This window comes from Aeromonas sp. 9A (genome assembly GCF_963900955.1).
Taxonomy (GTDB): Bacteria; Pseudomonadota; Gammaproteobacteria; order Enterobacterales; family Aeromonadaceae; genus Aeromonas; species Aeromonas salmonicida.
In genome coordinates this window covers 441,473-465,807 of record NZ_CAWRFG010000001.1, presented here as the reverse complement: position 1 = coordinate 465,807, position 24,335 = coordinate 441,473, and the positions used below count along the sequence as shown (strand labels likewise).

The following is a 24,335-nucleotide window of genomic DNA, read 5'->3' as shown; positions in this document are numbered from 1 at the left end:
GCCCGCGATAACCACGCAGACTCTCATCCAAAGGGATAAAAATGAACAATCTGGGTACAAGGTTGCTGCTTCTGGTAGCACCGGGCCTGCTCGCCACCTCGGCGCTGGCCAATTACTCCCCCACCGACTGGCAAGCATACCGGCTGAACGGTGAATCGAGCCGCCAGCTGAGCGATCGCGTCACCGAAGTCACCTACGAACTCAGCGCCCGCAATGACGATGCCCCCTATCAGCAACTGCGCGTCTATCGCCGCTTCGACTGGAACGATAGCGACCTCAGTGCTCTGGCGGAGCAAGTCTGCGGCGAGCCGCAGCTCAGGATTGAGCAGGGCTGGCAGATCCGTTACCTCAGCTGCGAGCAGGTGGTGCCGGCAGGCAAAGCCATCCCGGCCAGCAGCTATGACTATGGCTACGGCATGGAGCAGGGCCGCTGGGAGCCATTGACCGGCACCCCAACCGCACCTCGCCAGGATCGTATGCCGCTGGCCGAGCGCATCATACTGGGTCACAGCGAGCAGGAGCTGGATCGCTGCGAGCTCAACGCCCAGGGCCGCTGCGCCGAGCAGGTTTGGCAATATCAGCCGCAAAACTGGCAGCAACTCAGCGTGCTGGAAGAGACCCCCAACGAGCGGGATGGCCGCCTCGAGCAGATCTTCTTCCGCCTGCAACCCGTGCCAGGCAGTCAGGCCGCCAGCCAGGTGAGCGAGATCCACGTATGGCGCAAGTACAGCTGGCAGCTGGACGAAACCAGGGCCCAGCAGGAGTGCGATGAACCCCAGACCCGCCAGGAAGGGGACAAGACCATCAGCTATCGGGTTTGCCGCCAGACCCTGCCCGCCGGCAGCGAGGTGCAGGTAGTACTGAAAGACACCGGCTATCAATACCCGGTCGGTGGCAGCGAATGGCAGACACTGCCGGAAACCGACGAGTGGCAAGAGAGCCGGGTGCTCAATCGCCCCATAGTGCTGGCCAGCAAGGAGGAGCAGCTCGACTGCCGTCGCGCCGATGGCCGCGCCTGCTCCGAGCCGGAGCAACCGGGCACGGATCTGCTGGATACCGATGCCGCCAGGATAGTGCAGGACGCCAGCGGTCAGCCCGCTCCCGTCTGGCAGGAAAACTATGGCCACGATGACACCAAGCTGCTGGCCGTATCACGGGGCATGCAGAGTCTGCTGGCGGCCAATCAGCCCGCCCATCCGGCCATGAAGCTGCTGCTCGAATATGTGCGCGCCCACAACTATCACAACTACGGCAAGCACAAGGAAGATGGCCCGGCCGCCGCCGAGGCGCTGGCTGAAGCCCTGACTGCGCTCGGTGCCCATCCGCTGCTCTATCCGGAGCAGGTCAGCGATGAGGTGGGAGCCGTCATGGGTGCCTGGAGTATCGCCCTGCATGGCCAGTTCAAAAGCCCGGCGGTGCAGAGCCGGTTCGGTACCCTGCTCGGCCAGTTCAACCAGATGCTGGCTTACAGCACCCGCCACGCCAGCGAGATCAATGGTCAGCATGCCTGGGCAACGGGTCTGTTTGATCTGCTCAACTTCCTCGACTTCGCCAGTGACTACAGTGATGCCTTCGCCACCGATTTCCGCCAGCAGGATGGTGAGCTGCGCAAACAGCTGCACGCCCTCGGCATGAGCGAGCTGTCGCTGTGGCAAGGACGGGATGGCAAGGATCTGTTCCTGCTCAACAACGTGCTGGATGCCTACACCCGCCTCTATCGGGTCACCCGTTATACCCGTCCCGACGAGAGCGAAAACTATCGCAAGCTGCTGGATGGCTCAGTCATCGACCTCATCCGTCATCACAGCCTGATCCCGGGTGGCCAGCAGAGCCAGGATCTGCTGGAGGACATGTCACTGACCCTCTCCACCTACTATCTGACCTACACGGATCGCACCAGCGAAGCCTGCATCAGCGGCGAGTTTGCCGGTCTCTGCACCCCGATACGGCTGGAGGATGTGCTGCCGTTCGAGCACACCTGCTCGCCGACCCTGCGCCTGCGGGCCCAGGAGCTGAGCCAGGATCAGGCCGACGGCATCTGCCGCGAGCTGGGCGCCGAGGAGCAGCAGTTCCATCAGCAAATGGAAACAGGCTGGCAGCCGGTGGCGGATGACAACAACGAGGCACTGGAGCTGGTGATCTTCAACTCCTCCGCCGACTGGAAACGCTACGGCGGCGCCCTGTTTGGTGGTGTCTCTACCGACAACGGCGGCATCTACATCGAAGGAGATCCGGCTCGCCCCGGCAACCAGGCCCGCTTCTTCGCCTATGAGGCTGAGTGGAAACGCCCCGCCTTCCAGGTGTGGAACCTGCGCCACGAGTATGTGCACTATCTGGATGGCCGCTTCAACCAGTACGGCAGCTTCGGTCACTACCCGCTCAATCGCACCACCTGGTGGTCGGAAGGGCTGGCGGAGTTCATCGCCCACGGTCAGTGCTTCGCCCGTGGCATGGACAATGTGGCGGGTCGCCCGGCGGCCGAACGACCGAGCCTGGCCGACATACTGCACCTGGATTACGACAAGGGTGGCGAGATGGTCTACTCCTGGTCCTATACGGTGCATCGCTTCCTGAACGAGACCGGCCGCGGTGCCAGCTGGCTTGCCATGGCCCAGGCCCTGCGCAACCCGGATCAGCAGCAGGCGATGAGCGCCTTCGAAGCCGAGCTGGATCAGTTGATCGCGAGCGACAGCGAGGCCTACCAGAGCTGGCTGAGCCGCGATCTGCTGCCCTGGTGGGAGGCCAACAAGGAATCTGACGAGTGCAAGGCCAACGACTCCTCCCACTGAGGGTGAGACGTTAGCGACAGAGGGCAGCCACGGCTGCCCTCTGTTTTTATATGAGTACTTTATATAAGTGACGGATCAAGCGGTTAGAAGACAGCCAGATGCGACAGCCTCTGCCCGAGTGACGCCATAGGCAGTTATCAAGCCTGACGCGCAGCGGCAACTTGTAATAGAATGACCCTCTGTCACCTCCTACTTCAGACCCGAACTGCACCGCGCATGAAGAAGTTTGCCAAGATCCTCCTCGCCTGCTTTTGCCTGTTGCTGGTAGCTGCCGCCATGCTGCTGGGCTACAGCGAGTGGACCGTCTCGGACACCCGCCACTACACCTATGACGACGTCGATGCGGTGCCCTACAACAGGGTCGCACTGGTGCTCGGCACCTCCAAGTACCTGATTGGTGGCAGTTCGAATCACTACTTCAAATACAGGATCAAGGCCGCCGCCGAGCTCTACAACAATGGCAAGGTGGACTACATACTGGTCTCCGGTGACAACGCGACCGTCCAGTACAACGAGCCACGCCAGATGCGACGCGCCCTGATCCAGGCAGGCATTCCGGCCAAGGTGATCTACAGCGACTACGCCGGCTTTCGTACCCTGGACTCCATAGTGCGCGCCAAGGAGGTGTTTGGTCAGGCCCACTTCACAGTGGTGTCGCAGGCCTTTCACAACGAGCGCGCCATCTTCATCGCCCGCCACTTCGGCATCGAGGCCGTCGGCTTCAACGCCAAGGATCCCAGCGCCTATCAGGGTATCAAGACCCGGGTGCGCGAGGTGTTTGCCCGGCTGATGGGGCTGCTCGACCTCTATGTTTTGGACAAGGGACCCAAATTTCTCGGCGAGCCCATCGTCATCGGCGGCCCGGTTCCCTGCCTGACATTGAGTACCCTGGGTATGAGCCAGCCCTGCCTGCCTATTCCCCCTGTGACGCAGGACAAGCAGCCGCGCGACAAGACCACTCCCGCCGTCAATGCCGCCAGCTCGGCCGCGGCGACCAGTGCCGCATCGACCACGAGCGCAGCAGCAACGACAGGTACATCGCCTGCAACCAGTGCTGCCACAGCGACCAGTTCGTCGGTTGCAACCAGTGCTGCCACGACAACCAGTGCATCAGCTGCAACCAGTTCAGCCACATCGGCCAGTGCGTCGGCGGCAACCAGTTCAGCAGGCGCCAATCCAACACCCTGACCAGACAAAAAGAGACCCGCCGGATAGCGGGTCTCTTTTTGTGAATGGAACAAGACGCTAGCAGATCAGGCCAGCGCCTGCCGGTAACGACGCTCCACCTCGTCCCAGTCGATCACCTTGTAAAACGCGGCTATATAGTCGGGACGCTTGTTCTGGTACTTGAGGTAATAGGCGTGCTCCCACACGTCCAGCCCCAATATGGGGACATGGCCCTGCATCAGGGGACTGTCCTGATTGGCACTGCTCTCCACCTGCAATTTGCCCTCCTTGTCGACCACCAGCCAAGCCCAGCCGCTGCCGAAGCGGCTCAACGCCGCCTGGGTGAAAGCCTGCTTGAAAGCATCCAACCCTCCCAGATCCCGCCGGATCGCCTCCGCCAGCTCGCCAGTCGGCTCACCGCCGCCTTGCGGGCTCATCACCTGCCAGAACAGGCTGTGGTTGGCATGGCCCCCCCCATGATTGCGCACCGCCCCCTGCACTTTGACCGGCAGGCTGTCGAAGCGGGCAAGCAGCTCATCCACCGGCAGGGCGGCCAGCTCGGGGAACGCTTCCAGTGCGACGTTGAGGTTGGTGATGTAGGTCTGGTGGTGACGACTGTGGTGGATCTCCATGGTCAGCGCGTCTATGTGGGGTTCCAGCGCATCGTAGGCGTAAGAAAGGTCTGGCAGGGTATGGCTCATGATCACCTCTTTTTATTGTGATTAATGCAGTTGATGGGCGGGCTCGGCGTGGCACAGGCACTGACCGAGGCAACGCTGAATGGCATCCTGAGTGCCGTGCTTGCGCACGAAGGCGATCAGCTCGGTATGGGTGCTGCGGGTATGGCGCAGAGCCGCGGCCCGCAGTGGGCTCGGACAGGCGGGGGACTGACTGGTAGCAAGCAGGCAATCGTGGATATGGCACAGCAGATCGGCTGCGCGGTCCGGCAGCGTCATGGCGATCAACAGATCCGCCAGATTGTGGTGAGCCACCACCAGGGCAGCCACTGCCTCGTCTGCATCGTGCCAGAAAGAGAACTGCTGGCGAGCCAGCCACAGCGCCTGCTGATAATAGGAGAGTGCCTTGGCGTACTCGCCGGCATCGAAATAGCGATTGCCACTCAGGGTCTGCTGCTTCCAATGCACCATGCTGCTGTCCGAGTCGGTTGTCCCGACCCATCCCTTCACCCAGGTTCCTGTCATGATCCCAGCCACTCAAATGATAATAATTATTATTTAATTTATGTGATGGCCGAATACAAGGGATACTTGATCTTCGCCGGCCTGACGCCCTCACCCCTCCTGCCCATATGGGTAGGGCTTTTCTGAATCTGTCTGTTTAGTGATCACTTGCACAGATGCAACTGGCCGGGTTAGCCATGCTGGCGGGTACTGGCATGAAGCCGGTGGCTGTCGGATGGACAGCCTATTTCACAAGGATGATGACGATGAAAAGATGGCTATTGGTGCTGCTGTGCGCCCTGCCCATGCTGGGTCAGGCGGCAGGTTATACCCAGACCCGTTACCCCATGGTGCTGGTGCATGGATTGTTCGGCTTCGACAAGCTGCTCGGGGTCGATTACTTCTACGGAATCCCCCAGGCCCTGACCCGGGACGGTGCCCGCGTCTATGTCGCGCAGGTCTCGGCTACCCACAGCTCGGAACTGCGCGGTGAACAGTTGCTCAAGCAGGTACAGCAGGTGCTCGCCATCACGGGGGCTGACAAGGTCAACCTCATAGGTCACTCCCACGGCAGCCCCACCATACGCTATGTCGCCTCTGTCGCCCCGGAACTGGTCGCCTCCGCCACCAGCGTGGGGGGCGTCAACTATGGCTCCGAGATAGCAGACCTGGTGCGTGCCAACGTAACCCCTGGCTCGATAGCCGAGAAACTGGCGGTCGCGGCCGCCTCGGCACTCTCTGGTGTCATCTCGCTGCTCTCCGGCGGCAGCGATCTGCCACAGGATCCTCTCGCCTCCCTCGATGCGCTCACCAGCGTGGGAGCCCAGCGCTTCAACCAGCACTACCCCGAGGGGCTGCCTAGCCAGTATTGTGGCGAAGGGCCGCTGCGCGCCGCCAACGGCGTCTATTACTTCTCCTGGAGCGGGCGCGGCAGCATGACCAATGTCCTGGATCCGGTGGATCCTGCGCTGGCCCTCACCAGCACCTTTTTCAGCGAGCCCAATGACGGCCTGGTCGGGGTATGCAGCAGCCACCTCGGCAAGGTGATCGGTACCGGCTACCGGATGAACCATCTGGACGAGGTCAATCAGTCGTTTGGCATCCATCACCTGTTTGATACCGATCCTGTCACCCTCTACCGCCAGCACGCCAACCGCTTGCAGGGTCTGGGGCTATGAAGCGATCCCTCCTTCTCGCCCTGCCTCTGGGCGGAGCCTTCTTGCTGGGGGCCGCCCTGTTATGGCCCGACCCGCCGCCGAGTCTGAATGCCGCCCCCGAACAGGGAGCCCTGCGTCATCAGCTGGCCCAACGCCTGGAACAGGGCGAGGCTGACGCAGAGAGCCCACTACTGGCCCGCTACCAGGTTTTTCTGGCGGCGGAGGGCCGCCTGACGGTGCCGACGGCTCCGGACCTCGCCAGCCTGCAGCAGCTGTTTGACCAGCGTGAACAACTTCGCCAGCAGAGCTTCACCCCGGCCGAGCAGGATCAGCTGTTTGCCGAAGACAGACTGATGGAGCAGTGGACCCTGCGCCGCAAGGCGCTGGCCCAGGCGAGCGAGGCCGACAAGAAGATGCTGGCCGATGAACTCGAACTCTGGCTGACGGAGCAGCCCCAATGGTTCAGAGAAGCAGAGGTCAACAGCCGCCTGCTCAGCGAGTTGCAGACGCTGGCGCAATTACCCCCCGCCGAGCGAGAAGCCGTGCTGCTGGAGCAGCTGGGACCAGAGGCCGTGGATCGGCTGCATCAGCTGGAACAGAGTCAGCAAGGGTTCGAGCAGCAGCTGGCAGGCTATCTGGCCGAGCTTACCCCTTTGCCCGCCCTTGATCGGGCCGAGCAGCAACAGGAGATACTGGCGCGCTGGTTTCCCGCCGAGCAGTGGCGGCGGGTCGAGGCACTGACCCGACTGCGGCTCGAAGAACAGCCATAAACAGCAAGGGGGCCGCGATGGCCCCCGTGTTTCATGCTGCAACCGCACTCATTGTCGCTTGTTGGCGCCGGGCAGTGGCTGCCAGGTTCAGGGGAATAGACCATAACGACAAGGGGCCCTGACGGCCCCCTTGTTTCATGCTGCAACCGCACTTATTGCGGCTTGTTGGCGCCGGGCAGTGGCTGCCAGGTGAGACGGGTCACCTGGGTGCCTTGCACGTCGCACTTGAGGTTCAGATCCTGCCAGCCCTTGTCCTGGCGCAGGGAGACCTCTCCTTCGATGCCCGATTCACTCACCTTGAGCGTCTTCTGCTCGAAGGTCACCTTGTCGCCCCTGGCCAGATCCATCAGCTTGCCGTTGCAGAGCCAGTGGGTGAGTTCGGCCCCTTTCAGCTTGACGCTGCCACTGCTGGCTTTCTGCTCCGCAGGGCTGATGGCAAACAGCCTGGCCAGGTCAGCAGATCGCTTGGTGAGCCAGGCTTCACGCTGTTGCATGCTTATTTTGCTGACGAACTCGGCAGGCTGTCCCTTGTTGTCAAGCCAGTGAGTCAGCTTGCCTTGCTCATCGAAGGCAAACTGGGCGGCAGGTTCTCTGACCCCGAACAGCTTGCCCCCCTTGAAGTAGTAACGGCTCTCCCCTTGCAGCTTGCCCTGCTCGTTCATGATGGGCACGGCTATGATGACGGGGGTGCCATCGATCCAGGCCTTGATCTCCACACCGTCATGACTGAACAGACGAGTGTCGAGGGCGCTCTCGGCCCCCCGGTCGATCAGGGTGAACTGCTCCGCAAGAGAAGCGGCCAGAGAAGGTAGGGAACAGAGTCCCAGTGTCAGAGCAGTCACTGTGTTGCGCATTATGTTCCTATGCATGGTTTTCCTGTGGTGGGCCAACAGGCCAAGGTTAACTCTCTATCAGCCAGGCCCGCAGCGCTTCCCTGTGCCTGTCACTCAAGGGCAGGGATTGGCGGGTCTGATAGTCAAAATGGATCAGGGTCGTTTCGCCGGTGACGGCCAGCTCACCGCCCTGCCAGGCTTCCTGCCAGAGCGTAAAGGAGCTGGAGCCGATGCGGCGCACCCCTGTGTTGATCGATACCTGCTGACCATAAAACAGCTCGCGTTTGAACTGTACCGTATAGCCCGCGATGATCAGGTGCCAGTTATGCACATCCAGCTCGGGAGAGAAGATGCGAAACAGGGGATCCCGCGCCGCCTCGAACCAGACCGCCGGCACCGTATTGTTGATGTGGCCGAGGGCATCTGTCTCTTGAAAACGGGGTTGGATCTGCATTTCCAGCATGGGCGACTCCTTGTCAGCAGGGGCTTGGCAGCTAGCCATCATCAATGAATCAAGATGTTACCTGATATCCAGTCCAAAAGGACAGGGGCGGCACTGCTCTCCGGTACTGGCCAATCTCTGTCGCAACCCCAGGCAAGTCTTGGCTCAGGACAAAAAAATACCCCGCACACCCGGGTGTGCGGGGCCGTCGGGTCAGCCTTAACTCATCAGATCAAAGCGGTCCGCATTCATCACCTTGTTCCAGGCACTGATGAAATCGCAGACGAACTTCTCCTTGTTGTCATCCTGGGCATAGACCTCGGCGTAGGCACGCAATACCGAGTTTGAGCCGAACACCAGATCGATCCGGGTCGCCGTCCATTTCACCTTGCCGCTCTTGCGATCGCGCACTTCATACAGACGATCTCCCGCCGGGTGCCAGGTGTTGGCCATGTCGGTGAGGTTGACGAAGTAGTCGTTGGTCAAGGCCCCTTCCCTCTCGGTAAAGACACCGTGCCGGGTGCCGCCATGGTTGGTGCCGAGCACTCGCATGCCGCCCACCAGTACCGTCATCTCATGGGCCGTCAGCCCCATCAGCTGGGTGCGATCCAGCATCAGCTCCTCCGCAGTGACCGCATAGTCCTTCTTCAACCAGTTGCGGTAACCGTCGGCCAGCGGCTCAAGCACGTCGAACGACGCCACATCGGTCTGGGCCTGACTGGCATCACCGCGACCCGGGCTGAAGGGGACTGTCACCTCGACTCCGGCGGCCCTGGCCGCCAGCTCAACACCCAGGTTACCCGCCAGCACTATCACATCCGCCATGCTGATCTGGCTGGCGGCGGCGATGGGCTCGAGCACCTTGAGTACCCGCGCCAGTCTGGCCGGTTCATTGCCTTCCCACTCCTTCTGCGGGGCCAGCCGGATACGGGCACCGTTGGCACCGCCACGCAAATCCGAGCCCCGGAAAGTACGGGCGCTGTCCCAGGCGGTACTGACCATATCGCTGATGGAGAGGCCACTGGCGGCAATGCTGGCCTTCACCGCAGCCACGTCATAATCGGTACGCCCGGCAGGCACAGGATCCTGCCAGATAAGATCTTCAGCTGGCACATAAGGCCCCACATAGCGGCTTTTCGGCCCCAGATCCCTGTGGGTCAGCTTGAACCAGGCGCGGGCAAAGGCATCCGAGAAAGTCGCCGGATCAGCACGGAAACGCTCGGCGATCTTGCGGTACTCGGGGTCGAACTTCAGCGCCATGTCGGCGTCTGTCATGATGGGGTTGTGGCGAATGGCAGGATCTTCCACATCCACCGGCTTGTCCTCTTCCCGTATATTGACGGGCTCCCACTGCCAGGCACCGGCCGGGCTCTTTTTCAGTTCCCACTCGTAGTTGAACAACAGGTAGAAGTAGCCGTTGTCCCAACGGGTGGGGTGGGTGGTCCAGGCCCCTTCAATACCGCTGGTCACCGCATTGCGGCCAATACCGCGCTGGGTCTTGTTGAGCCAGCCCAGCCCCTGATCCTCGACTGCGGCACCTTCCGGCTCGGGCCCGAGCAGCCGGGCATCCCCATTGCCGTGACATTTGCCTACCGTGTGCCCCCCGGCCGTCAGGGCGACCGTCTCTTCGTCATCCATCGCCATGCGGGCAAAGGTGACCCGCATGTCCTTGGCGGTTTTCAGAGGATCCGGATTGCCGTCGACCCCTTCCGGGTTGACGTAGATGAGCCCCATCATCACTGCCGCCAGCGGGTTGTCCAGATCCCGCTCGCCAGAGTAACGACCGCCGGGCTTGCTGCTCGGTGCCAGCCACTCCTTCTCCGCGCCCCAATAGATGTCTTTCTCGGGGTGCCAGATATCCTCGCGGCCGAAGGCGAAGCCGAACGTCTTGAGCCCCATGGACTCATAAGCCACGGTGCCGGCCAGAATGATCAGATCGGCCCAGCTGATCTTGTTGCCGTATTTTTTCTTGATGGGCCACAGCAGACGCCGGGCCTTGTCCAGGTTGGCGTTGTCAGGCCAGGAGTTGAGCGGAGCAAAACGCTGATTGCCGGTACTGCCACCACCACGGCCATCGGCGATACGATAGGTGCCGGCCGAGTGCCAGGCCATGCGGATCATCAGGCCGCCGTAGTGGCCCCAGTCTGCCGGCCACCAATCCTGGCTGTCGGTCATCAGGGCGGTCACATCCTGCTTGAGGGCGGCCATGTCGAGCTTCTTGAGCTCTTCCCGGTAATTGAAACCGGGCCCCAGCGGATTGGTCTTGGTGTCGTGCTGATGGAGAATGTCGAGGTTGAGGCTCTTCGGCCACCACGCCATGTTGGCTTGCTCGCCGGAGGTGGTACCACCGTGCATGACCGGGCATTTTCCTTGGGAACGTTCTGAATTGTTGCTCATCTTTTTCCTCATTTGCTCTGCTTTCCATAACCTGAACCAGCATGGCACTTTGGAATTGAATGTCCAATGAACTGCGGCCCGCCGACCCATAGTAAAAACGGCAATTAAAACAGGATGACAATCTGCCGGAAGAGCACCTTGCAGGTACAAGGTGAGGCGAGGCAGGTTCAACCCGCCACATAAGCATCGTCCTTACTCGGGGCGAAGCCAGGCACTGCGAAAATCAAACCAGCCGAGGGCCGTCATGCGCACCCCGTGCACGCCGACCCGGCTCTCCAGCTCCAGCCAGTGGTGGAACAGGGGCACGAACCAGCCCTGTTGCTGCACCCGGGCCAGCAGGGCGCGCGGGCCCGGCTCCTCACCGCTGGCACGCCACCGGGTCAGGCCCTGCCACAAAGCATGCTGGCTGGCCCACACCTTGTGCAGCAGCGGCGTGCCCAGCAGCCAAGCGTAGGGGGCGAAGGCATGCTCGTGCTCCAGATTGAGGGTGCCGAGCCAGAGATCCACATCCTCATCCACCCCGCTCACCCAGCGGCCGTAATCCAGGGTGCGAACCTCCAGCCGGATCCCCTGTTCTGCCAGCAGGCTGGCCATGGCGCCGGCACACTCGTTGAACTCCAGATGCTGATTGAAACAGGCCAGCACCAGCCGCGTCGGCAGTTGCTCCGGCGTTGGCAATGACGCAGGCAGGGCCTCGCGCCAGTGGGGCAACAGACCCAGCGCACTGGTCCAGCCCCGCTGCAACTCGGGGGCGACCCGTGCCATCAGGGCGATGGGGTTGAGCAGCTGGGCCAGCCAGTGACGCAGGGCGGGAGCCTGCAAGGAGACGGATCTGTCGTCCTGCAGCAGGAAGTAGCAGCCGGATTCAAGCTCGGACTCACCGCGCATGGTGCCGAGTTCAGGGCTGTCACGTCCCAGCTGCAGGTGGGTCTCCAGCCGCTCCGCCAGCTCCGGCAGCATCCAGATGTCGATCTCGTCAAGCAGGGCACGCAGACCGAAGTAGTCGTCGAACGCCTCCAGACAAAGGTGGAGGGGATCGTTGGCGGTCACCTTGTAGGGGCCCGTGCCCACCGGCTGCAGGGCAAAGCCCGCCTCCCCATTGAGCTCCCGTGGCAATATGGTCGCCACCGGTTCGGCCAGCAGATGGGGCAGCAGAGGATCCGGGCTGTCGAGATACATATCCAGAGTGCGTGGCCAGGGGCTCTCCAGCCGAACCAGATGGGCGAACAGGGGGCGATCCCGCAGTGCCAGCAGACTCTCCATCACATCTTCTACCACCAGCTCGCGACCGTGGTGAAAGCGCACCACCGGCCTCAGATAGAAGCGCCAGTGGCAGGGCCCCAGACACTCCCAGTGGTGGGCCAGATCTCCTTCGATTTCCCCATTTTCCTCATTTCGTCGGGTGAGACCGTTGAAGATCTGCCGGCTCAGGTGAATTTCGGAGCGACGCAGCGGATCCGTGGGCAGCAGCTGGGGCAGCGGCCGGTAGTAGGGCACCCGCAGGATCTGGCGCCCCTCCCGGGTGGCCTGGCCGAGCTGCTCGATCAGCAGCGGGGTGAGCAGATCCAGCCGACCTTCCGCCAGCCGCACCGCCTGGGCAAGCTGGCCCTGACTCAACAGATCCCGCAGGCGGCGCCGGGTCAGACTCTCCTGGCTGTCGAGCAGGGTGAGCCGGGAGCGCCGTCCCCTGCCCGCCTCGGCTGACCAGCTGAGCCAGCCCTGATCCTGCATCCGCCGCAGCAGCAGGCGGGCGTTGCGCGGGGTGCAGCAGAGCAGGTCCGCCACTTCGGCGAGACTTGCCTCCCGCTCATCGCAGCCAAGCTGCTGGGCGAGTCGTTGAAACTGCTGATAGAGGCGACTGGTCGGCATAAAAGAGGAAATCCTGTTGCTATAATTCATCAGTTTTTACTTCCTCATTTTAACTCAATACTGCTGATGAACATGAGAGCCACAGCACAGGAGCATCATCATGAACCAGCAAAGCGCCCCCAAACCGAACCGGATCCAGCAAACCCTGCGTCGCTACTTCAAGCGGATCCTGCCTCGCCCGCTGACCCTGATCGAGGATCCCATGAGCCAGCTCAACCGCCTGATGCAGTGGGACATGCACCAGATCGATGACAAGGAGTATCGTCGCCGCCTCTGAGTGCAGCGTCAGTTGCTCAAGGGCGAGGCCCATCGTCAGCGGATGCCATTGCTTTACCGGATTGGGTGGTTTACATCGCCGCTGAGCCTGATAGATTGGACGTCTATCCATCTATAACTGCCCAGCTGTCACTGCGACAAGCAACATCCAACAAGGAGTGTGTGATGAAAGATGCGACCCTGGCCCTGCACCACGGCTTTTCCAGCGATCCCACTACCAAGGCGGTCGCCGTGCCCATCTACCAGACGGTGGCCTACGAGTTCGACAGCGCCCAGCACGGGGCGGATCTGTTCAATCTGGCGGTGCCGGGCAACATCTATACCCGCATCATGAATCCCACCAACGATGTGCTGGAACAGCGGATGGCCGCGCTGGAAGGGGGCATCGCCGGGCTGGTGGTCTCGGCAGGTTCCGCCGCCATCACCTACGCCATCCAGGCGCTGACCGCCGCCGGTGACAACATAGTCTCCACACCCCAGCTCTATGGCGGCACCTACACACTGTTCGCCCACATGCTGCCGAGCTTCGGGGTCGAGGTACGCTTCGCCAAAGATGACAGCGCCGAGGCCATCGCCGCCCTCATCGACGACAAGACCAAGGCGGTCTACTGCGAGAGCATAGGCAACCCGGCGGGCAACATCGTCGATCTGGCAGCTTTCGCCAAGGTGGCCCACGCCCGTGGCGTGCCGCTCATCGTCGACAACACGGTCGCCACCCCTGTGCTGTGCAAACCCATAGAACACGGCGCCGACATAGTGGTGCACAGCCTGACCAAATATGTCGGCGGTCACGGCAACTCGCTGGGCGGCGTCATCGTCGACTCGGGCAAGTTCCCCTGGGCGGATAACGCCGAACGCTTCCCCCAGCTCACCCAGCCCGAGCCCTCCTACCACGGTGTGGTCTACACACAAGCCTTCGGCCCCGCCGCCTTTATCGGCCGGGTTCGCACAGTGCCCTTGCGCAATACCGGCGCGGCGCTGGCACCCATGAACGCCTTCCTGCTGCTGCAGGGGCTTGAAACCCTGAGCCTGCGCATGGAGCGCCACGTGGACAACGCCCTTCAGGTCGCCCACCACCTCAAGCATCACCCGAAAGTAGCCTGGGTCAGCTACGCCGGTCTGCCGGGACATCCCCACTACCTGCTGGCGGAGAAGTACATGGGGGGCCGGCCGTCGGCCATCCTCTCGTTCGGCTTGAAGGAGGGCTATGAGGCCGGGGTGCGCTTCTACGATGCGCTCAAGATCTTCAAGCGGCTGGTCAACATAGGTGACGCCAAGTCGCTGGCTTGCCACCCCGCCTCCACCACCCATCGCCAGCTGAGCGAGGAGGAACAGGTCAGGGCCGGGGTCAAGCCGGAGATGATCCGCTTGTCTGTGGGGATAGAAGCGATCGAGGACATATTGGCGGATCTGGATCAGGCGCTGGAGGCCTGAGTCAGCCAACAAGAGAGCGGGCACTGCCCGCTCTCTTGATTTCTCCATGCCGGTGAACCAGTCACCTCGCCGACGCGTATACCGACTCCTGCCACCGAATCGAGGTTCCAATGATAATCCTGCACCACCTGAACAAATCCCGCTCCCAACGCATCATCTGGCTGCTCGAAGAGCTGGGCTTGCCCTACCAGATCAAGGCCTACCAGCGCGACGCCACCACCTTTCTGGCGCCGCCCGAGCTGAAAGCCATCCACCCCCTCGGCAAGTCGCCTGTCATCGAGCGGGAAGGACGAGTGATGGCGGAATCCGGCGCCATCACAGAGTACCTGATTGCCCGCCACGCCCCCGAGCGGCTGGCGCCAGCTCAGGATAGCCCCGACTACCCCGAATACCTGCAGTGGATCCACTTTGCCGAGAGCTCCGGCATACTGCCGCTGCTGCTCGACATGTTCGTGCGCAAGGATGGCAGCCCGATGCGCTTCCTGCCGGACTACGCCAAAGCGGAGTGCGCCAAGGTGCTGGGTTATCTGAACCAGGTGCTGGCAAGCCGCCACTATCTGGTGGGGGACCGTCTCTCCGGCGCCGACATCATGAACTCCTTCCTGGTGGATCTGCTGGCCCAGGGCGGCCAGCTGGCACACTTCCCGCACCTGCAAACCTACTGGGAACGCCTCAATACCCATCCAGCCCGCCAAAAAGCAGCTGTGCTGGAGCGCGAGCTGGATCTGGGCGCCTGACCCTCTGCCTTCAGCGCCTCACCCCGGAATGCAAAACGCCCCGACAAACGGGGCGTTTTCTTTTCAGCTCGTCAGCCAAATGCTCAGAGCGCGTGGGAAAGGATCCGCGCTACCTTGTCAGGATCTATGTCCTGCTGCTCACCGAGGGCGGTCAGGCCGAAGCGCTTGAGGTTGGAACAGATGCCGGGGATGCAGCTCTCGTTCAGGCCGTAGTCGGCGAGGCGGGTGCCCACCCCCATCTGCTGGAAGAACTGCTCGGTGCGGATGATCGCCTCCTCGATGCGCAGCGCCTTGTCCTCCCGGCTCGAATGCCAGACCCGCTCGGCGAACTGGGCCAGTTTCTCCTGCTTCTGGGCCGCCTGCTCACGCAGCAGGGAGGGCAGCACCACCGCCAGACTCTGGGCATGATCCAGCCCGTGCAGCGCGGTGAGCTGGTGGCCGATGGCGTGGGTGGACCAGTCCTGTGGTACGCCGCGGCCGATGAGACCATTGAGCGCCAGGCTGGCGGCCCACATCAGGTTGGCGCGCACCTGATAATGGGTGGGATCCACCAGGGCTTTGGGGCCGTTATCCACCAGCACCTGCAGCAAGCCTTCCGCCAGCCTGTCCTGCACCTCGCCCCCCACAGGGAAGGTGAGGTATTGCTCAATGATGTGGACGAAGGCATCCACCACCCCATTGCCGATCTGGCGGGTGGGCAGGCTGTAGGTGGTGGTGGGATCGAGCACGGCAAACACAGGTTGCACCAGCGGATTCATGAAGGAGAGCTTGGCCTCCCCCCGACTCACCACGGCGGCGGGATTGCTCTCCGAGCCAGTGGCGGGCAGGGTCAGCACGCAACCCAGCGGCAGGGCCGCCTTGACGGGCGCCTTGTGCAGCAGTATCTCCCAGGGATCCCCGCCCTCGAAGCAGGCCGCCGCGGCCACGAACTTGGTGCCATCCACCACGGATCCGCCGCCGACCGCCAGCAGGAAGTCGATGCGCTCGCGCTTGACCAGCGCCACCGCCTCCATCAGCTGATCGTAATGGGGGTTGGCCCCTATGCCTGAAAACTCCTGCCAATCCCTCCCCGCCAACGCCTGGGTCAACTGGTCATAGACGCCGTTTTTCTTGATGCTGCCACCGCCGTAGAGCACCAGCAGGCGACTGCCTGCCGGGATCAGGTCGGGCAGCGTGGCTATCTGGCCGTCACCAAAACAGACCCGGGTAGGATTGGCATATTGGAAGTTGTACACGGCAAAGCCCTCGGTTGAATGCATGCAAGGGGATTGTGCGCCCGTGGCTCCGGCAGGTCAAAAAACGGGAGCCGGCTATCAAAACACGCATTGCGTTCGAGTCCAGCGGGTTGGTCAGGCGCGGCTCTGCTATGGTCTGTCAGGAAGGCGGTGCCATGTGCCATCCGGGCCTGCATGCCCACCTCCTTTCATCCTCATTTCCCGTCATAAGGTCTGAAACATGAAATTGAAGCATGCATGGATTGCCGGTCTGCTCTCCCTCTCGACCTGCCTGGTGCAAGCCGCCGAGGTGGTCACCGAAGTCGCGACCGCCCCGGGCAAGGCCAGTCTGGTTGAAGCCGTGACTGCCCAGGCGACGGTGACTGCCATCGACATGGCGAGCCGCAGGGTCAGCCTGAAAAATGACGCCGGTGAAGCGTTCGACATAGTCGCCGGTGAACAGGTCACCAACCTGCAAAACCTCAAGGTTGGCGATACGGTGGCACTGAGATACCTGCAGATGCTGGATCTGGAACTGCTCAAGGGCACGGCTGGCGTCAGACAGCGCGTCGTCGAGATGGATGCGGACAAGGCCGCCGCTGGCCAAAAGCCGGGGGCCGGGGTGGGAGTCAAGGTCACACTGTATGGGGACGTCATCGACGTCGACAAGGTGCAGCAGACGGTCACGGTCAAAGGGGTGGATCACACCCTGGTGGTCAAGGTGCACAACCCGGCGCAATTTGCCCTGATCGCCAAAGGGGATCAGATCAAGGCCGTCCAGACCCAGGCGGTGGGTATCGGCATAGTACCCGAGAAAAAATAGTACCCGAGAAGACATAGCGCCGGAGCAGAAACTGGGCCGGGAAGGCAGCAGCCCCAAAGAGCGAGCCTGTAAATAATTCTGTGTAACTGCCCACCCCATTACAGGTGACCGTTCAAGCGATCACCGAACTCGATAATAAAGCGATTCAGGGCAGGCTTCCAATTCTGGATCGGCATGGTCCACTTCTTTGAAGCCTGCTGTATCGCGAGAAACGCCACTTTTAGCGCAGAGTCGTCGGTCGGGAACAGCTTCCTTTGCTTGGTCGCTTTGCGCAGCACGCTGTTCAGTGACTCAATGGCATTGGTGGTGTAGATCACCTTCCGGATTGCGGGGGGATAATCAAACAGCGTGATCAGATTGTCCCAGTTATTCTGCCACGAGCGCGCTATCTGCGGGTACTGGCTATCCCAGCGCTCGCCGAAGGTCGCTAGTGCCTGTTGAGCTTCACGTTCCGTCGCAGACTGGTAGATCTGCTTCAGTTCAGCCGTCACCGCCTTGTAGTCCTTCCAGGAGACATAGCGCAACGAGTTGCGCACCATATGGACGATACACAGTTGCACCTTGGTCTGGGGATACTCCACGGCAATCGCATCAGGGAAGCCCTTGAGACCGTCCACACACGCGATCAGGATGTCTTCCAGGCCGCGGTTCTTCAGCTCGGTCAGGACCGAGAGCCAGAACTTTGCCCCTTCGGTCTCGGCCAGCCACAGGCCCAACAGCTCCTTGTGCCCCTCCATATTGATGCCCAGTGCCAGATAGAGCGACTTGTTGATCACCCGCTGGTTCGCGCGGATCTTCAGCACAATGCAGTCCAGATAGACGATGGGATAGAGCGGATCCAGCGGCCGGTTTTGCCATTCGTGGACCTGCTCGATGACGCGTTCGGTCACCTTCGATACCAGCCCCGCCGAGATGTCGGCGTCATACATCTCTTGGAACGCGTCCACGATATCCCGCGTGCTCAAGCCCTTGGCGTAGAGGGCGAGGATCTGGTCGTCCATCTGGGTCAGGCGTGACTGGCCCTTGCGGACGAACTGAGGGTCGAAGGACGAGTTACGGTCACGAGGCGCCTGGATGGTGACCTCTCCGTGCTGCCCTTGTAGGCGCTTGGTGGAATAGCCATTGCGATTGTTGCCGGTCCCGCGGCCTTGTGGGACGTGTTTCTGGTAGCCCAGATGCTCATCCATCTCGGCATTGAGCGCGGTCTCGACGGTAAGCTTGATCAGCTGTTGGGTGAGGGTGCCGAGATCTTTTTCAGACTTGATGTCTTTGGCCAGCTCAGCGGCCAGTGCTTTGAGTTTGTCTTGGTCCATTTGCTTACCCACGAAGGTATCCTTTTGAAAAAGTTACTTATTCGTGGGCGGTTACACAATTGGATTTACAGGCTCCCAAGAGCCCGTCAAAAATGGAGGGACATCACCCCTCCCTTTCTCATTGTGATGTCATCATTCCTTCCACATGGGAAAGGCGGCGTCATTACCCGAGGCAACACCTTGCCCCCGATGACCACAGATTGCCGTTCGAGTCGTGCAGGCAATCACTCAGGTAGTCTTGGTCTCTTCCTTTGGCTCGCTCTTCTTGCCGGTGAGGCGATCCATGGCATTTTGCAGCATGGTCTCCTTCTGCTCGTTCAAGGCCTTGCTCTGTTGCTCGCGCTCTTCGGGGGTCAACTGCCTGTTGTCGGCGATCGCCTTGAGCTTCTCCTCTATCTCGTTGAACTTCTTGCGATCAAACCCAAGCGCCTTGTCCACCAGCTGCTGCATCATGCCCCCCTTGTCCGAGTTCATGTCCAGCGCGGGCGGCAGCTTGCTGTTCTTGGCCAGATGCTCATAGGTGAGCGCCTGCTGCGCCTTGCTGGTCAGTCGCTGGGAGGAGAGGTTGACCAACTCCTCCCAGCCGCCACCCTGACCACTGTCGGCACCGCTGAGGGTGGCGAGGGCGCGGGAGTTGGACGCACTCTGGGCAAGTTGCTGGCTGTAGGGTTTGATATCCATGGGGACTCCAATCTGTATGCCGATCCGGCATGACGCTTTGGCTGATTCGATAACATGGGGCGCCAGGCCCCACCATTGTCAATTAAACCAGCAAGTTACAGGCCAACTTTCCAGATGGGGCCAAATCCCGCACTCAGGCTGGCGCCGCGCCCATTGCTCGCAGCAAGCCAGGCGTCAGAATCATGACTCCTGCGCCGCCCCGTCATGATATTGCGGCACATCTCTCTACACTCGAGCGCCTCTGCCAGAGAAAGCCAAGGATTAGCGCGCAGATCACAAAACAAAAAACTGCAGAAGCCTACAATTTTGGCGCACGATAGAACCAGCAAGCAGTGTTATGGATGAAATGTTTGCGACATCAATGATCGGCAGACCAATCCACCGGCATACTTCCATGCCGCCATCGGCCTGCGGCAGCGCGCATCCCATTCCACCGCCTGACTTTCACTCACAGTTACGCTTCGGGCAATGCCATGAAAAAACACACCTTGAGTCTCCTCTCCGCCACCCTGCTCACCCTGCTTGGCACCAGTGCCGACGCTTGCACCGGCCTTGTCGTCGGCAAGGGCGCCAGCGCGGATGGCAGCGTGATGATCGCCAGAAACGAGGATTTTGGCGTCAACAACTGGAACAAGTATTTGGCCTTCCGGCCCGCCCAGCAGAACGAGGGCAAGAGCTGGAAACTGGGCAACGGGCTGGAAGTGCCCATGCCCAAGGCCTTCCTCGCCTACTCCGCCATTCGTGACTGGGACGCCGCCACCAGCGACCCGGCAGGCAAATATTATGAGGAGCGCGGCATCAACGAGTTCAACGTCGCCCTCTCGGCCACCACCAGTGCCGAGGTCAACGACAGGGCCCAAAAAGCCGATCCGCTGATCGAGAAGGGAGTGATTGAAGCCATCATCCCCACCCTGCTCCTGCCGCAGGCCAGGACGGCCAAAGAAGGCGTCGCGCTGCTTGGCCGCTATGTGGAGCAATATGGCGCCGGTGAGGGCAACAGCCTTTACCTGGCGGATGTGAACGAGGCCTGGCTGATGGAGATAGGCTCCGGCCACCACTGGATCGCTGTGCGGGTGCCGGACGACAGCTACGCCATGGTGGCCAACGGCCTGCGCATCCACGGCGTCAATCTAGACAGCGCCGATGTGCTGCACTCGCCCAAGCTGCTGGAGTTCGTGCGCGAGCACAAACTGCTGGATAACGCCGACCCCAAGGACTTCAATTTCGCCAAGGCGTTCGGGGTGATTGCCGACCCCTACAACGTGGATCGGGAGTGGCTCGGCCAAAAAATGCTGACCGCCTCCCACCAGCAGGCGACCCGGCAGGCGCAATATCCGCTGTTCATGAAGCCGGATGCCCCCATCGCCGTGCCGGACGTGGCCAGGGTGCTGAGCGCCACCTATGAGGGCACGCCGCTCGCTGGCAAGGCGGAGCGACCGATCCGCATCGATCGCCAGCTGGAATCTCACGTGATCCAGCTGCGCAAGGAGATGCCCAAGGAGCTGCAGGGGCTCATCTGGCAGAGCTACGGCGTGCTGGCCGAATCCGTGATGGTGCCGCTCTACAACACGCTGGAGTCCTACCCCCTGCCCTATCGCACCGGCAGCGACAGCTACTCCGATGACTCCGCCTACTGGCAGTTCCGCAGCCTGACCGCGCTGGCCAACACCAATCCGGACAAATATCTGCCGCTGCTGCGGGGCGTCTGGAGCAAGGAGAGCGCCAAGCTCTACAAAGAAGTGGCGGTGCTCGACAAGACCCTCAAGCAGACCTACACCAACGACAAGGCCACCGCGCTCGGGCTGGCCGCCGACTACTCCTACGGCCAGCTGGAGCAGACCTACCAGATGGCCAAAGAGTTGCGCTACAAGCTGATGACGGATCTCACCAAGAGCACGGAGAAGAAGTATTCAGAGGAGGAGTTCAAGAAGATCATGAGCCTCTGACCGGCTTGGAAAACAGAAGAGGCACCCCGGGGTGCCTCTTTCATTTCATCAAGCAGGGAACTCAGCCACGGCTGATATGGAGCGGACCAAAAGTCTGGGCCACCGGCATTATCTCTATGCTGTTGATGTTGACGTGGGCGGGCTGCTGGCTGACCCAGAGCACTGTATTGGCGATGTCTTCCGGCTGAATGGCCTGCACCCCCTGATAGACGGTAGCCGCCTTGGCGTCGTCACCGTGGAAGCGCACGTTGGAGAACTCGGTGCCGCCACACAGACCCGGCTCCACATTGGTGACGCGGATGGCGGTGCCCGCCAGATCGGCACGCAAGTTGAGGCTGAACTGCTTCACGAACGCCTTGGTGGCGCCGTAGACGTTGCCGCCCGGATAGGGGTAGGTGCCGGCGATGGAGCCGATATTGATGACGTGGCCGCGATTACGCGCCACCATGCCCGGCAGCAGCAATCGGGTGAGCAGGGTCAGCCCGCTGATGTTGGTGGCTATCATCTGCTCCCAGTCTTCGAGGTCCGCCTTGTGGGCAGGTTCCAGCCCCAGAGCCAGCCCGGCATTGTTGACCAGCAGATCCACTTCTTGCCAGGCAGCAGGCAAGCCAGCGATGGCGGCTTGAGTCGCAGTCTTGTCCTGCACGTCGAATACCAGCGGCAGGAAGCTGTCACCCAGCTCATCGCCCAAGGCAGCCAGACGTTCAGCACGTCGGCCTGTGCCTATCACCCTGTAACCCGCGTTCACCAGCTGGCGGCTGATGGCCTCCCCAAAGCCGGACGAAGCACCCGTTACCATTGCAATCATCTGAACCTCCATATCTACACCGATATTGTTATTTATGTGTTTGAATCCACTCAGATTCATTCATCGCTCAATTCACGCCCGGTCACCTTGCGCCAGACAAATACCACCAGATGGAGCAGAAACAGGCCCGAGCCTCCCAGCGCGAACAGCAGACCAGTGAGGGCATTGACCGAGGTGTCGGCACCAAACCACCACCACACCAGCCAGCCGATCAGGCCGATGACAAACGTCTGGATGGCACAGACGGGGCAGCGCCCCAGCTTGGCCTTGATGGCGGTGGCAAGGCAGTCTTCACAACTCATCCTGAGCAGCCCGCCTTGCCGTGTTGCAAGGCTGCTTTACCGCCTATGCGGTGCTTGCGGGCCAGACCGCGCAGCTGACGCTCCTCGTCACCAATAAGTGACAACACCAGCCGGTGAGCATGCTGGTCTCGGCCATAGTAATCCGGCAACCTCTGCTGAGCCTTGAATCCCAGCGCCTGATAGAGGGCAAGCGCCTCTTCATTGGCATCGCCCACCTCGAGGCGCACAGCCCCCCAGCCAGCTTCGCGCCCCTCCCGGATCACCTGTTCCAGCAGACGGCGGGCCCAGCCCTGACGACGAATGGTCCAGCGGATGGCGAGGGTCTGGATCACCAGCCGATCCCACCCTCTGTGCTCCAGCAGGCTGAGATATCCCATCAGCTGCGACGTCTCATCCAGCAGCAGCAGGGTGCGCCCCTTGGCGTGGGTGAGCAGATAGTGCCAGCGGCTGCGGCCAAAGGCGACTTCGGGGGGAAAGCAGTAGCGTTCCAGCTTAACGATGGCGCCCAAATCATCGGTTCGGGCCGCGCGCACGGTCAACACAGGGAGTCCTTGTTCGGTTATTTATCTTCAGCACCAGAAATGCGACTTGTATCACAAGTTACCAAAGCAGAATATTAGGCACTGTAACCTCTTGTTTCCCCTCGCGCCATTGTCGTGCTTGTCGGTGCATCGAAGCCCACTGGGGATACTGCCATTCAAGGCAGTCCTTTCTGTGGAGCCGAAGAACTATGAGTACCTATGTCATCGTCGAAGAGCTGGGCGACTGGCCTTGCCATGCCGATTATCTGCTGACCGCCCGCACCTACCTGCAACACGGCGTGCCGACCACGGGCGGCAGACCCCGCATCATCAACCTCTGCCGCGATCTGGAGCACCTGAGCGCGGGCTACTACTGCTCCCTGCTGGCGCAGGCCCGGGGCCATCACTGTCTGCCGGGATTGCAAGCCATCAGCGTGTTGCAACCCCAGCAGCCGCCGGCCAAGCTGTGGCGCAAGGTGCAGGGCTGGCTGGCCCAGCAGAGCGAGGATCGCATTCGGGTTCGCGCCATCTTCGGTCAGAGTGAACAGAGCGAGCTGGCGGGACTGGCCCGCTACTACTACGGCCTGAGCCAGTTGCCGCTGCAGGAGCTGACCCTCAAACGCGGTCGGCACGGCTGGTCGGTGCGCCAGCAACAAAGCCTGTCTCCGCTGGATCTGAGCCAGAGCGAGAAGGCACTGATGCTGCACCATGCCCAGGCGCTGGTTGGCGCCGGGGATGGGGAACATGCGGCGCCGCTCTACCAGCTCGCCATCCTGGTGGATCCCGATGATGGCCGCGCCAGCAGCGATGCCCTGGCCCTCGACCGCTTCATCAAGACGGCCGCTGCACAGGGGATCCAGGCCGAGATACTTGCCCCCTCCGCCATAGAGCGGCTGCCGGAGTTCGACACCCTCTGGCTGCGGGCAGAAACCGCCGTCGGCCACTACACCTTCGAATTTGCCCGCCGCGCCGAACAGCTCAAGATGCCGGTGATCGACAGCTCCCGCGCCATCCTCGCCTGCAGCAACAAGCTCTATCTCTACGAGCTGATGGTGCGCAGCGGCGTGCCCATGCCGCCCACCATGGTGGTCACCCGCCGTGGTCGCCACCAGGTGGACGAGCTGGTGCAGCGGCTCGGCCTGCCGCTGATGGTAAAAGTGCCCGACGGTGCCCAGGGGCGGGATCTCGCCATGGCCAGCGATGAACAGCAGCTCGCCCGCCTGTTGGACGAAGGACTGGGTCGCTCCGCCCTGCTGCTGGTGCAGAGCCGGATCCCTGCCGAATTTGACTGGCGCATCGGCTTTCTCGACGGCTCGCCGTTGTTCGCCTGTCGCCGCTACCGCCCGGAACCCGGCAACCGCATCCGCCGCCGCAAACACCCCCTCGACATGAGCCGGATAGAGGCACTACCGCTCACCGAGGTACCGGAGCGAGTGCTGCAAACGGCCCGCCGCGCCGTGCATCAGCTTGGCAACGGCCTGTTCGGGGTCGACCTGCGCCAGCAGGGGCGCGACTGCGTGCTGCTGGAAATCATCGACAATCCCTGGATACGTGGCGATATTGAGGACAGAGAGGCAAAGGACCTCTACGAGCGCCTGGCCAGGGCCTTCCGGCAACGGCTGGAAAACCGGGGGCAGAGCGCGGCAGGATAACAAGCATCGACAGCAGAGGTGAT

Annotated in this window: 22 protein-coding genes; 10 read left to right on the top strand and 12 right to left on the bottom strand. The window is 61.7% G+C overall.

Features of this window, described 5'->3' with window-relative positions; genetic code table 11:
* Nucleotides 1-41 precede the first annotated feature (41 nt).
* Both AACX78_RS02255 and AACX78_RS02250 read left to right on the top strand, forming a co-directional pair.
* The gene (locus AACX78_RS02255) at nucleotides 42-2,789 is read left to right on the top strand and encodes a collagenase (protein WP_159165270.1); all 2,748 of its coding nucleotides are present in this window, start codon (nucleotides 42-44) and stop codon (nucleotides 2,787-2,789) included.
* A gap of 216 nt (nucleotides 2,790-3,005) precedes the next feature.
* A complete protein-coding gene (locus AACX78_RS02250) occupies nucleotides 3,006-3,977 on the top strand; it encodes a SanA/YdcF family protein (RefSeq protein WP_201302759.1) in 972 nt (323 codons plus the stop codon).
* Nucleotides 3,978-4,042: 65 nt separating this feature from the next.
* Here AACX78_RS02250 and AACX78_RS02245 read toward each other — a convergent pair whose 3' ends face one another.
* Both AACX78_RS02245 and AACX78_RS02240 read right to left on the bottom strand, forming a co-directional pair.
* Complete coding sequence (locus tag AACX78_RS02245; protein WP_159165268.1) at nucleotides 4,043-4,657, bottom strand: superoxide dismutase; 615 nt, start codon at nucleotides 4,655-4,657, stop codon at nucleotides 4,043-4,045.
* Nucleotides 4,658-4,678: 21 nt separating this feature from the next.
* Nucleotides 4,679-5,104, bottom strand: a complete 426-nt coding sequence (locus AACX78_RS02240) for a hypothetical protein (RefSeq protein WP_034523673.1) — start codon at nucleotides 5,102-5,104, stop codon at nucleotides 4,679-4,681.
* Nucleotides 5,105-5,403: 299 nt separating this feature from the next.
* Between AACX78_RS02240 and AACX78_RS02235 the strand changes: the two genes are divergently transcribed.
* Both AACX78_RS02235 and AACX78_RS02230 read left to right on the top strand, forming a co-directional pair.
* Nucleotides 5,404-6,315, top strand: coding sequence for a lipase family alpha/beta hydrolase (locus AACX78_RS02235; RefSeq protein ID WP_201302758.1), 912 nt, complete (start codon nucleotides 5,404-5,406; stop codon nucleotides 6,313-6,315).
* A complete protein-coding gene (locus tag AACX78_RS02230; protein ID WP_159165266.1) occupies nucleotides 6,312-7,064 on the top strand; it encodes a lipase secretion chaperone in 753 nt (250 codons plus the stop codon). The genes AACX78_RS02235 and AACX78_RS02230 overlap by 4 nt, the downstream gene beginning before the upstream one ends.
* A gap of 152 nt (nucleotides 7,065-7,216) precedes the next feature.
* Here the strand turns inward: AACX78_RS02230 and AACX78_RS02225 are convergent, their stop codons facing one another.
* From AACX78_RS02225 to sgrR, 4 genes are all read right to left on the bottom strand, one after another.
* On the bottom strand, nucleotides 7,217-7,918 hold the full coding sequence (locus AACX78_RS02225; RefSeq protein WP_021138976.1) for a hypothetical protein: 702 nt from the start codon (nucleotides 7,916-7,918) through the stop codon (nucleotides 7,217-7,219).
* Nucleotides 7,919-7,964: 46 nt separating this feature from the next.
* On the bottom strand, nucleotides 7,965-8,360 hold the full coding sequence (locus AACX78_RS02220; protein WP_159165265.1) for an acyl-CoA thioesterase: 396 nt from the start codon (nucleotides 8,358-8,360) through the stop codon (nucleotides 7,965-7,967).
* A 198-nt stretch (nucleotides 8,361-8,558) separates the two neighbouring features.
* Nucleotides 8,559-10,736 carry a catalase/peroxidase HPI gene (gene katG, locus AACX78_RS02215; RefSeq protein WP_159165264.1) on the bottom strand — a complete coding sequence of 726 codons (2,178 nt, stop codon included), beginning with the start codon at nucleotides 10,734-10,736 and terminating at the stop codon, nucleotides 8,559-8,561.
* 192 nt (nucleotides 10,737-10,928) lie between these two features.
* Entirely contained in the window at nucleotides 10,929-12,605 is a 1,677-nt protein-coding gene (sgrR, locus tag AACX78_RS02210; RefSeq protein WP_201302757.1) for an HTH-type transcriptional regulator SgrR, read from the bottom strand.
* A gap of 100 nt (nucleotides 12,606-12,705) precedes the next feature.
* On the opposite strand from sgrR, the gene AACX78_RS02205 reads away from it, so the two are divergent.
* The 3 genes from AACX78_RS02205 (at nucleotide 12,706) to AACX78_RS02195 (ending at nucleotide 15,052) form a co-directional block, all read left to right on the top strand.
* A complete protein-coding gene (locus AACX78_RS02205; protein WP_005316058.1) occupies nucleotides 12,706-12,882 on the top strand; it encodes a hypothetical protein in 177 nt (58 codons plus the stop codon).
* Between the two features lie 164 nt (nucleotides 12,883-13,046).
* Nucleotides 13,047-14,315 carry an O-acetylhomoserine aminocarboxypropyltransferase/cysteine synthase family protein gene (locus tag AACX78_RS02200; RefSeq protein WP_042039148.1) on the top strand — a complete coding sequence of 423 codons (1,269 nt, stop codon included), beginning with the start codon at nucleotides 13,047-13,049 and terminating at the stop codon, nucleotides 14,313-14,315.
* A gap of 110 nt (nucleotides 14,316-14,425) precedes the next feature.
* Nucleotides 14,426-15,052 (top strand): glutathione S-transferase family protein, encoded by a 627-nt coding sequence (locus tag AACX78_RS02195; RefSeq protein WP_201302756.1) that lies wholly within the window; start codon nucleotides 14,426-14,428, stop codon nucleotides 15,050-15,052.
* Between the two features lie 83 nt (nucleotides 15,053-15,135).
* Here AACX78_RS02195 and AACX78_RS02190 read toward each other — a convergent pair whose 3' ends face one another.
* Complete coding sequence (locus AACX78_RS02190; protein WP_159165262.1) at nucleotides 15,136-16,311, bottom strand: iron-containing alcohol dehydrogenase; 1,176 nt, start codon at nucleotides 16,309-16,311, stop codon at nucleotides 15,136-15,138.
* A 196-nt stretch (nucleotides 16,312-16,507) separates the two neighbouring features.
* Here AACX78_RS02190 and AACX78_RS02185 point away from each other — a divergent pair, with 196 nt between their 5' ends.
* Nucleotides 16,508-17,089, top strand: coding sequence for a hypothetical protein (locus AACX78_RS02185; RefSeq protein ID WP_159165261.1), 582 nt, complete (start codon nucleotides 16,508-16,510; stop codon nucleotides 17,087-17,089).
* Between the two features lie 98 nt (nucleotides 17,090-17,187).
* On the opposite strand, the gene AACX78_RS02180 is transcribed toward AACX78_RS02185, so the two are convergent.
* Nucleotides 17,188-18,402 carry an IS256 family transposase gene (locus tag AACX78_RS02180; RefSeq protein ID WP_159167428.1) on the bottom strand — a complete coding sequence of 405 codons (1,215 nt, stop codon included), beginning with the start codon at nucleotides 18,400-18,402 and terminating at the stop codon, nucleotides 17,188-17,190.
* A gap of 228 nt (nucleotides 18,403-18,630) precedes the next feature.
* Nucleotides 18,631-19,083, bottom strand: coding sequence for a hypothetical protein (locus tag AACX78_RS02175; protein WP_159165260.1), 453 nt, complete (start codon nucleotides 19,081-19,083; stop codon nucleotides 18,631-18,633).
* A 473-nt stretch (nucleotides 19,084-19,556) separates the two neighbouring features.
* Between AACX78_RS02175 and AACX78_RS02170 the strand changes: the two genes are divergently transcribed.
* Entirely contained in the window at nucleotides 19,557-21,029 is a 1,473-nt protein-coding gene (locus AACX78_RS02170) for a C69 family dipeptidase (RefSeq protein WP_159165259.1), read from the top strand.
* A 61-nt stretch (nucleotides 21,030-21,090) separates the two neighbouring features.
* On the opposite strand, the gene AACX78_RS02165 is transcribed toward AACX78_RS02170, so the two are convergent.
* Genes AACX78_RS02165 through AACX78_RS02155 form a run of 3 tightly spaced genes read right to left on the bottom strand, consistent with a single transcriptional unit; the run spans nucleotide 21,091 to nucleotide 22,681 of the window.
* A complete protein-coding gene (locus AACX78_RS02165) occupies nucleotides 21,091-21,837 on the bottom strand; it encodes an SDR family oxidoreductase (RefSeq protein WP_159165258.1) in 747 nt (248 codons plus the stop codon).
* A 56-nt stretch (nucleotides 21,838-21,893) separates the two neighbouring features.
* On the bottom strand, nucleotides 21,894-22,139 hold the full coding sequence (locus AACX78_RS02160; protein WP_099991521.1) for a DUF3624 domain-containing protein: 246 nt from the start codon (nucleotides 22,137-22,139) through the stop codon (nucleotides 21,894-21,896).
* On the bottom strand, nucleotides 22,136-22,681 hold the full coding sequence (locus tag AACX78_RS02155) for a GNAT family N-acetyltransferase (RefSeq protein ID WP_011899119.1): 546 nt from the start codon (nucleotides 22,679-22,681) through the stop codon (nucleotides 22,136-22,138). The genes AACX78_RS02160 and AACX78_RS02155 overlap by 4 nt, the downstream gene beginning before the upstream one ends.
* Nucleotides 22,682-22,869: 188 nt before the next feature.
* Here AACX78_RS02155 and AACX78_RS02150 point away from each other — a divergent pair, with 188 nt between their 5' ends.
* Nucleotides 22,870-24,312, top strand: coding sequence for a RimK family protein (locus tag AACX78_RS02150; protein WP_159165257.1), 1,443 nt, complete (start codon nucleotides 22,870-22,872; stop codon nucleotides 24,310-24,312).
* Nucleotides 24,313-24,335: the final 23 nt, after the last annotated feature.

Excerpts from the sequence above, each read along its gene's own strand:
- AACX78_RS02250 (WP_201302759.1), top strand. The coding sequence starts at position 3,006 with ATGAAGAAGTTTGCCAAGATCCTCCTCGCCTGCTTTTGCCTGTTGCTG.
- AACX78_RS02240 (WP_034523673.1), bottom strand. The coding sequence starts at position 5,104 with ATGGTGCATTGGAAGCAGCAGACCCTGAGTGGCAATCGCTATTTCGAT.
- AACX78_RS02235 (WP_201302758.1), top strand. The coding sequence starts at position 5,404 with ATGAAAAGATGGCTATTGGTGCTGCTGTGCGCCCTGCCCATGCTGGGT.
- AACX78_RS02180 (WP_159167428.1), bottom strand. The coding sequence starts at position 18,402 with ATGGACCAAGACAAACTCAAAGCACTGGCCGCTGAGCTGGCCAAAGAC.
- AACX78_RS02165 (WP_159165258.1), bottom strand. The coding sequence starts at position 21,837 with ATGATTGCAATGGTAACGGGTGCTTCGTCCGGCTTTGGGGAGGCCATC.
- AACX78_RS02170 (WP_159165259.1), top strand. The coding sequence starts at position 19,557 with ATGAAAAAACACACCTTGAGTCTCCTCTCCGCCACCCTGCTCACCCTG.
- AACX78_RS02200 (WP_042039148.1), top strand. The coding sequence starts at position 13,047 with ATGAAAGATGCGACCCTGGCCCTGCACCACGGCTTTTCCAGCGATCCC.
- AACX78_RS02255 (WP_159165270.1), top strand. The coding sequence starts at position 42 with ATGAACAATCTGGGTACAAGGTTGCTGCTTCTGGTAGCACCGGGCCTG.
- AACX78_RS02150 (WP_159165257.1), top strand. The coding sequence starts at position 22,870 with ATGAGTACCTATGTCATCGTCGAAGAGCTGGGCGACTGGCCTTGCCAT.
- AACX78_RS02190 (WP_159165262.1), bottom strand. The coding sequence starts at position 16,311 with ATGCATTCAACCGAGGGCTTTGCCGTGTACAACTTCCAATATGCCAAT.
- AACX78_RS02220 (WP_159165265.1), bottom strand. The coding sequence starts at position 8,360 with ATGCTGGAAATGCAGATCCAACCCCGTTTTCAAGAGACAGATGCCCTC.
- AACX78_RS02160 (WP_099991521.1), bottom strand. The coding sequence starts at position 22,139 with ATGAGTTGTGAAGACTGCCTTGCCACCGCCATCAAGGCCAAGCTGGGG.
- AACX78_RS02175 (WP_159165260.1), bottom strand. The coding sequence starts at position 19,083 with ATGGATATCAAACCCTACAGCCAGCAACTTGCCCAGAGTGCGTCCAAC.
- katG (WP_159165264.1), bottom strand. The coding sequence starts at position 10,736 with ATGAGCAACAATTCAGAACGTTCCCAAGGAAAATGCCCGGTCATGCAC.
- sgrR (WP_201302757.1), bottom strand. The coding sequence starts at position 12,605 with ATGCCGACCAGTCGCCTCTATCAGCAGTTTCAACGACTCGCCCAGCAG.
- AACX78_RS02230 (WP_159165266.1), top strand. The coding sequence starts at position 6,312 with ATGAAGCGATCCCTCCTTCTCGCCCTGCCTCTGGGCGGAGCCTTCTTG.
- AACX78_RS02195 (WP_201302756.1), top strand. The coding sequence starts at position 14,426 with ATGATAATCCTGCACCACCTGAACAAATCCCGCTCCCAACGCATCATC.
- AACX78_RS02245 (WP_159165268.1), bottom strand. The coding sequence starts at position 4,657 with ATGAGCCATACCCTGCCAGACCTTTCTTACGCCTACGATGCGCTGGAA.
- AACX78_RS02185 (WP_159165261.1), top strand. The coding sequence starts at position 16,508 with ATGAAATTGAAGCATGCATGGATTGCCGGTCTGCTCTCCCTCTCGACC.
- AACX78_RS02205 (WP_005316058.1), top strand. The coding sequence starts at position 12,706 with ATGAACCAGCAAAGCGCCCCCAAACCGAACCGGATCCAGCAAACCCTG.
- AACX78_RS02225 (WP_021138976.1), bottom strand. The coding sequence starts at position 7,918 with ATGCGCAACACAGTGACTGCTCTGACACTGGGACTCTGTTCCCTACCT.